The following is a 6,615-nucleotide window of genomic DNA, read 5'->3' on the forward strand; positions in this document are numbered from 1 at the left end:
CCCTACGCCCACATCGCCCCCCTGATGAAGCAGGAGGGCAAGACCCGCCGCAAGCTCTCCAAGCGCAAGGACCCCGAAGCGGACGTCGAGTACTACGCCCAGGCCGGCTACCCGACCGAGGCCGTCCTGTACTACCTGCGCGGCCTGGCCAACGGCAGGCTGGCAGAGATGCCCCTCGGCGAGGCCCTGCGCGAGCCCCTGCGTCTGGAGGAGTGCGGGGTGACGGGTGCGCTGGTCGACCTCGCGAAGCTGGAGGACATCTGCGCCGACCACGTCGCCACCCTGCCCGGCGCGAGCATCCTGGAGCGCGTCAAGAAGTGGGCCAAGGCGTACGACGTACCGCTCGCCGAGGCGCTGGAGGCGGAGGAAGACCTTGCGCTGCGGGCCCTCGCCGTGGAGCGCGACGGATTCGACAACCCGCGCAAGGACCTGCGCAAGTGGGCCGACTTCCGCACCCACTACGCCTTCTTCTTCCCACAGCTCTTCGCCCCTGTCACCGATCCCGCCGACGCACGGTTCGCCGGTCTGGCTCCGGCCGTGGTCCAGGACCTCGGCCGGCGTCTGCTCGACCGCTACCAGCCCCTCGAGGACGGAGACGCCTGGTTCGACCAGATCCGCGCCGTCGCCGCCGAACTCGGCTTCGCCGACAACGCCAGGACCTACAAGCAGAACCCCGACCTGTACGCGGGCTCCATCAAGGAGGCATCGCAGGCCATTCGCGTTCTGCTCACCGGATCGACCCGCAGCCCCGCTCTGCATCTGGTGGCGGCGACGCTCGGAGAGAACGAGGTACGGCGGCGCCTGGACGCCGTACGGACGGCCTGACCGCGTCCCGGTCGGTTCTGGCGGCCCTTCAGGACCGACCGGCCGTGTTCAGCTGTCGGCCCTGGCATCGGCGAACAGCATGAGGGCCGCGCTGATCTCGGTCGGCTTGAGGACCGCCGTGGCCAGGGTCTTGCTCTCGTCAGCCGGGGGCTCGGGCGGCTGCCAGTCGATGCCGGCGGCGGTGAGCACGGCGACCAGGTGCTGTACGGCGGAGGCCAGGCGGTCGGCGTTCTCTCCTGACAGGACGCGTCCCGCCTTGCTCTGGAGGTGCGCCAGGGTCTTCATCTGGGAGGCGACCCGTTCCACGTCGGGCGCGAGGGCGGCAAGCGCCGCGTCGGGACCGGTGCCCTCGACGTCGAGGACCAGGCGCACGGGGCTGGGCTGGCCGACGGTCGGGACGCCGTCCCCGGAGAGCGTGTAGGGGACCTCCCAGCTGGTCGAGCCGAAGCCGTCCTCGGTGTACCTCCACACGGTCGCGATGACCCGGTCCGGGTAGGTGCCGATGACCTGCACCGTGCCGTACCCGACACGGTCGTCCTCGCTAGGACGCAGGCGCTGCTCCACGGCGGAAGCGATGGCGTCGATCCGCTGTTCCAAGGTTCCGGCCAGAGGTGCCAGTTCCACCTGGGTGTCGGCCAGCACGCCGCGGGCCTTGCGCTGCTTGAGGTCGAGCGTGGACGTGTACTCGTTCGCGCCGAACAGCACCGGGCTGTACTCGTACAGGTCCAGGTCAGTGATACGGCGGACGCCCTTGGAGCGTTTGGCCGTTCGGACTTGGTAGCCGATCGACCACTGCACCTGGTCGCCGAAAAACAGCAGGTTGGCGTACATGTCCTTCCCGGCCTGGGTGGCCAGGTTGCAGCTGCCCTTGACGAGGAGCGCGCCGGCCTCGGCTGGCCAGGGCTGCCCCTTGGGCAGAGCGGCAGGCAGCCGGGAATCGCCGGGCAGCAGCTCCTCGACGTGCTCGGTGCGGGCGGTCCACACGTTCCAGTCGTGCGACCACACGCCCTTCGGAATGATCTCCGTGAGGGTGCGGGCGTAGGCTCCGGGCTCGATCACGTCGCCGTCGTGGTCGCGCAGCCCGGTGATCGACACGAGCGTGGTGAAGGTGCCCTGGTCGTCGTCGGTCTCCAGCACGCCGAGGGTCGCCTGCTTGTGGTCCAGCGTGCTGCTGGGGGTCGGTGCCACCGTGTCGCTCCCGGTTCGCTGGGTTGGTGGCGGTCACGGTAGGCGGACAGCAGGCTTGGGTCTCGTCTACTCGTCGTGCCAGCCGTCGTCATCGTGCTGGGCGTAGACCTGCTGGGCGTGCCAGTCGCCGGGTCCTGCGAGGATGACGATCTCGGACTCGTCCAGGCAGCCGATGCCGGTTCCGGGCACGGCCAGGATGCGGGTGACCGGCACGTCGCCGCTGATCGTGCAGCCGTGGACCTCGCCGCCGTGCGTGGCGAAGTCGGCGGCGACGTGTTCTTCGGTGGTGAAGGAGGACAGTGGGCGCAGCGGCAGGTCCGTGACTGTGCCCTGGCCGTCGATCTCGCTGACGTGGGTGTTGTCGTAGCCGTCGGTGAATCCGCGGTGGACGGTGATGTGGGTGACGCCGAGGTCGGCGAAGTGCGTCTGGGTGGTCTGCCACATGGCGGTGAGGAAGGCGTGGAGCACGGGCCCGTCTTCGGCCAGAGCGGCGGCGGTCTCGGTGTCGAGGTCGGCGTCGCCGTGGTCCCAGGCCATGGTGTCGGTGAGGTTGAAGGCCTGGCGGGCGCGTTCCTGGAGGGCGAGGGCGTTCGCGTCGTGGTCGTTGGAGGTCGCCGCCCACCCGGCGACGAGGTGGGAGACGGCCTCGGCGCGCGCGAAGTCCCGGTACTCCTCGGCGCTCATCCTCACGTAGCCCCAGGGCTCGCGGCGGGCACCGTTGTCGAGGTCGGCTTGCTCGACGTAGTCGGCGTAGCCGGTCGCCCCGGATTCCGGGCGATAGGCGGCGAGCTGTCCGGCTCGGACCCGGGCGAGGCGGTCGCGCTGGCGGTCGGACAGCAGCTGCTCGTCGGGGACGCTATCCATCTTCCTGGCAAGCGAGTCGCACATGGCGGCCTTGACGGCACCGGGGGACCTCTGCCGCTTCCCCAGCAGGTCCGACTGGCTGACCGCTTGGTCGTCGGCGAGGGTGCCCGGCAGGCCGACTCGGCCGGTGCCCGGGTGGTGGGCGAAGCGGCCTTGGTGGTCGCGCGCGTGCCGGGCCTCGTCCCAGAGCCGGTCCTTGCGGCGCAGCCGGAGGGTGACAGTGGGAAGGTCGTACACCGCACCGCCTTCTGCCAGAGATCGGGACGGCGGCAGCGTGGCACCGGGCCGGGGGTGGTGTCGCGCCGAGCGGTGCGGACTACTCGGCGGACTGCCAGTGCCAGGTGCCGCGGCCTGCCAGGATGACGACCTCCGACTCGTCCAGGCATCCGAGTCCCGTCGCCGGCGTCGCGATCACCCTGCTTGCGGGCACGATCGCGCTCATCACGATGCCGGGCCCCTCGGCAGTCGCGAAGCCGTAGGCCTCGTCCGGGTCGAGGGAGCACGCGGAAAGTGGGCGCAGCAGCGGGTCGGAGAGGGCGCTGCCGTCGACCGTCCAGCCTGCGGGTGGTTTCCCGTCGGAGGTGGCCACGCCGCGCCACACGGTCAGGGAGCCGACGTCGGCCTCCGTCAGGTGGTTCTGGGTGCGGTCCCACATCGCCGCCAGCATGGCTGCATACCCGGTTCCGAGGGCGGCCCGCTGGTCGGCGGTCTCCCGCGCGAGCTGATCGGTGCTGGGCCAGGTGGCGGCCGGGTGCAGCCCGAAGGCGTCCCGCGCGCTCTCTTGGACGGCGAGGGCCCGGGCGTCTTCGTCGTTGGACGTCATCGCCCAGGTGGCGACCACCTGGTTGACGGCGTCGCGCCGCAGGAGCTCGCGTGCCCGGTCCGCGTCGACGTGCGTCCAGGACGCGTCTGCCGGGGCGTCGCCTGGCCGGACGGAGTTGACGATCCCGGTCGCCGGGTCCTCGTACGCGTGCACCTCCCCCGAGCGCACGCGGTCGAGCCAGGCCCGGTCGTGCTTGAGCAGCAGCGTCTCGTCCGGCATGTCCCGCAGGTCGCGGGCGATCCCCTCCACCACGTTGGCCTTGTACGCCTTGGCGACGCGCTCACTCTGTCCGTCGCGGAACACGAGGCCGTGCTGCTCCTCGTCGAAGCGAGGTTCGGAGCGCGGTGCCCGGGATGGCCTGCTTGCGGCCGCTCGGATGCGTTCCAGCAGCGGGTTCAGCCCCATGCCGGAACCGTGCGCGAACCGGCCGCGGCCATCCCGGGGGTGCAGGTTCTCGCGGAACGGTTCGTTCTTCCAACGTAGGCGCAGACGCACTTCACGAACTGCTGGGCGGGACACTCAGACTCCTGGTGCTTGTGCTCCGGTCGAGTCGGCACCATCGCAGGAGAGCTGCCTAGCGTCTCGGCGCGGTCATTGCGAAGACGCGCACCTCAGCGGAGCCAGGCAGCAAAGTGTTGGCGAACCTCGTCCTCCAGTTCCCGAGGACTCCGGCCCGGTCGCATCTCGGCAGCCCAGGAATCAGGACCGGCATGCAGTTCGTGCCACTTCGGTCGCCGACCATGCTGGGTCCTGCCCCGCCCGGGGTTACGGAGGCTGAATCCGTCGAGGGTGGTGTTCCACAGAGGCTTGAACTCGGCCGTGAGCAGGTCGACCGCCGGAGTGATGAAGAGGTCATCGATGAACAGCGTGCGGACCATGAAATCCGTCGGATCGAGGTCGCGGCTTTGGGCGAGGGTCCGGCAGTGCTCGTCGAGTCGCTGACTCACCGTTGGACGCTTGAGGTACGCCCCCTGCCGCGCGCGCGGGCCTTCGTGAACGCCGCCCACGTACAGCGGAATCACGCTCCCGGAGATGGGCGTGTAGAGGCTGTGCGCACCGTTGTAGTAGATCGCATAGATTCCTGCGTCGTGCGCCCATGAAGCGGCTTCCGCCAGGTCGCTGACCATGAGCGTTCGGAACCTTTCGGCAACACTGCGCACCAGATTCTCGGGGCGCAGCGGGTCGAAGCTGTACTCGCGAAGACGCGGGTCCGCTGGCGGCGGAGTAAGACGGTACGCCGGGCTCAGAGGCCGAGCCTTCGCCTCCTCGACTGGTCGCGGCTGCTCCGCTTCCTCGTTGCGAGCGATCGCCAGGAGGTTGCGCAGCGGAGCCGGGTCGGCGTGCAGTGCTTCCGCGATCATTTCCAGGGTCCGGTCAGACGGAAGCGGGCCGTCTGGGCTGAAGGCAGCCGAGACCGTCGTTCGGGACAGGTTCCCCCGGCTGGCCACCTGCGACTTGGTCGTCCGTGACCGAGCAAGCAGGTTGGCGAGGGCATCGCTCAGCTGCTGCCGACCGCTCTGGTCACCCACGGGGGTTCACTCCTCGACTCTCACGTGTACAGTAGTGTTCAATCCTCCGGATTGAACACTACTGGCGGGATGCACTTGCACTTCCACACTCTCCTAATTCTCCAGGAAGGTAGGCCATGCGAGCCCTCGTGTTCGTGACCATCGCTCTGGCGAGCCTCGTCGTTGCCCTGGGCAGCGGCTGCCTCCGCTACTGGCGCACCCACTCCTTCCCCGAAGCCATGGAGCGCGGCGCTGCCGCCGCTGGCGCCACGCTCGCCCTCGGTGCCGCCTACCTGGCCGTCCTCTGGGTGAAGTGACGAGCACATCCCCGGCTACTGACTGCCCTCTGCAGCAGACACCGCCTCTGCCTCTCTCTGCAGACCGGTCGGCGCGGCCTTGCCGAACGGCTGGGTCAGGACTCGTCGGGCGGCCTCCTGCCTGGAGACGCGGAGCACCTGGGCGAGCCCGTCGAGCGTGGTGACGGGCTCGCCGTTCGGGTAGCGGATGTCCCAGCGCCGGCTGCGCAGCCAGTCCTCGTTGAGCTGCTGCCGGTCGCTGGGGGGTGTTCCGGTGGTCATGCTTCATCCTCACACGGGGGGTATGGGCGTGGTGGTCGCGATCCTTCGACCGGGCCGGGCGGTCAGCGTTCGATCCTCCAGGCGAGGCGGCAACGGCAGTTGACGGCCTGTCCGGGCGAGGCGTTGGGGTCTCCGGGGTGGCGCAGCAGGTCGTCGCCGATGGTGAAGGCACTGCCGTAGGGCTGGGTCTGGCCGTCGGCCGCGTCGTGGTCGGGCCGGGCCCGGCCGTCGTCGTGGGTTACCCAGCGGCGGACAAGACCGGCGCGGGAGCTGGCGGCGGCGGCCTGGTCGCGGGCGCTCTCAACGGTGGCGGTGGCGAGGTGGCCTGCCTTGACGCTTGCCCAGTTCGCGAGGGAGCGGCCCCAGTCGCGGGTGGCCTCGGCGATGCCCGCCAGGCTCTTGCCCTCCCTGTCGGCGTCGGCCACGTCGTCGGCGAGTGCCTGGGCCTGCCGGGCGAGCCACGTGGCGAGCAGCGGGGAGAGCGTGGGCCAGACCTCGACGGCGGTGATGGTCGAGCCGATCGCCGTTTGCAGCTCGGTCGCCGCCGTGGTGGCGGCCTGGTCGATGAGGGGCTGGAGGGCCTGGGCGGCCTCCAGCTGCCAGGTGGCGACGTCGATCACCTGGTCGATGGGCAAGGTCTTGGTGCCGGTGCGGGCGGTGGTGTCGCCTCGGTCATCCCAGTGCCGGGTGCCCTTGCGGTGTCGGGGGGAGTTGAGTCGGGCGACGGTCCGCTCGGTCCAGCGGGTGGTGAGCACCTGGAGGGCGTCGTCCAGGCTGCTGCGGAGGGCGTCGACGGCGCTCTCCTCCAGCGGGAGGTCGGAGGCGGGGG

The 6,615-nt window shown here is 70.2% G+C and carries 7 protein-coding genes and 1 pseudogene; 2 read left to right on the forward strand and 6 right to left on the reverse strand.

Annotated elements, in window-relative coordinates:
* Positions 1–825, forward strand: a pseudogene (locus ACIQOV_RS20825) (glutamate--tRNA ligase); the annotation flags it as partial.
* A 48-nt stretch (positions 826–873) separates the two neighbouring features.
* On the opposite strand, the gene ACIQOV_RS20830 reads toward ACIQOV_RS20825, so the two are convergent.
* The 4 genes from ACIQOV_RS20830 to ACIQOV_RS20845 form a co-directional block, all read right to left on the reverse strand.
* Complete coding sequence (locus tag ACIQOV_RS20830; protein WP_401050470.1) at positions 874–2,013, reverse strand: HK97 family phage prohead protease; 1,140 nt, start codon at positions 2,011–2,013, stop codon at positions 874–876.
* Between the two features lie 66 nt (positions 2,014–2,079).
* Complete coding sequence (locus ACIQOV_RS20835; protein WP_401050472.1) at positions 2,080–3,114, reverse strand: hypothetical protein; 1,035 nt, start codon at positions 3,112–3,114, stop codon at positions 2,080–2,082.
* A gap of 79 nt (positions 3,115–3,193) precedes the next feature.
* On the reverse strand, positions 3,194–4,105 hold the full coding sequence (locus ACIQOV_RS20840; protein WP_401050474.1) for a hypothetical protein: 912 nt from the start codon (positions 4,103–4,105) through the stop codon (positions 3,194–3,196).
* Between the two features lie 206 nt (positions 4,106–4,311).
* Positions 4,312–5,229: an Eco29kI family restriction endonuclease gene (locus ACIQOV_RS20845; protein WP_401050477.1), complete on the reverse strand. Its 918-nt coding sequence runs from the start codon at positions 5,227–5,229 to the stop codon at positions 4,312–4,314.
* A 116-nt stretch (positions 5,230–5,345) separates the two neighbouring features.
* On the opposite strand from ACIQOV_RS20845, the gene ACIQOV_RS20850 reads away from it, so the two are divergent.
* On the forward strand, positions 5,346–5,525 hold the full coding sequence (locus ACIQOV_RS20850) for a hypothetical protein (protein WP_400673238.1): 180 nt from the start codon (positions 5,346–5,348) through the stop codon (positions 5,523–5,525).
* Positions 5,526–5,540: 15 nt separating this feature from the next.
* Here ACIQOV_RS20850 and ACIQOV_RS20855 read toward each other — a convergent pair whose 3' ends face one another.
* Positions 5,541–5,786, reverse strand: coding sequence for a hypothetical protein (locus ACIQOV_RS20855; protein WP_401050479.1), 246 nt, complete (start codon positions 5,784–5,786; stop codon positions 5,541–5,543).
* Positions 5,787–5,848: 62 nt separating this feature from the next.
* A partial coding sequence (locus ACIQOV_RS20860) for a phage minor head protein (RefSeq protein ID WP_401050481.1) occupies positions 5,849–6,615 on the reverse strand: 767 nt, incomplete at its 5' end.

This window comes from Kitasatospora sp. NPDC091257 (genome assembly GCF_044757675.1).
Taxonomy (GTDB): Bacteria; Actinomycetota; Actinomycetes; order Streptomycetales; family Streptomycetaceae; genus Kitasatospora; species Kitasatospora lactacystinica.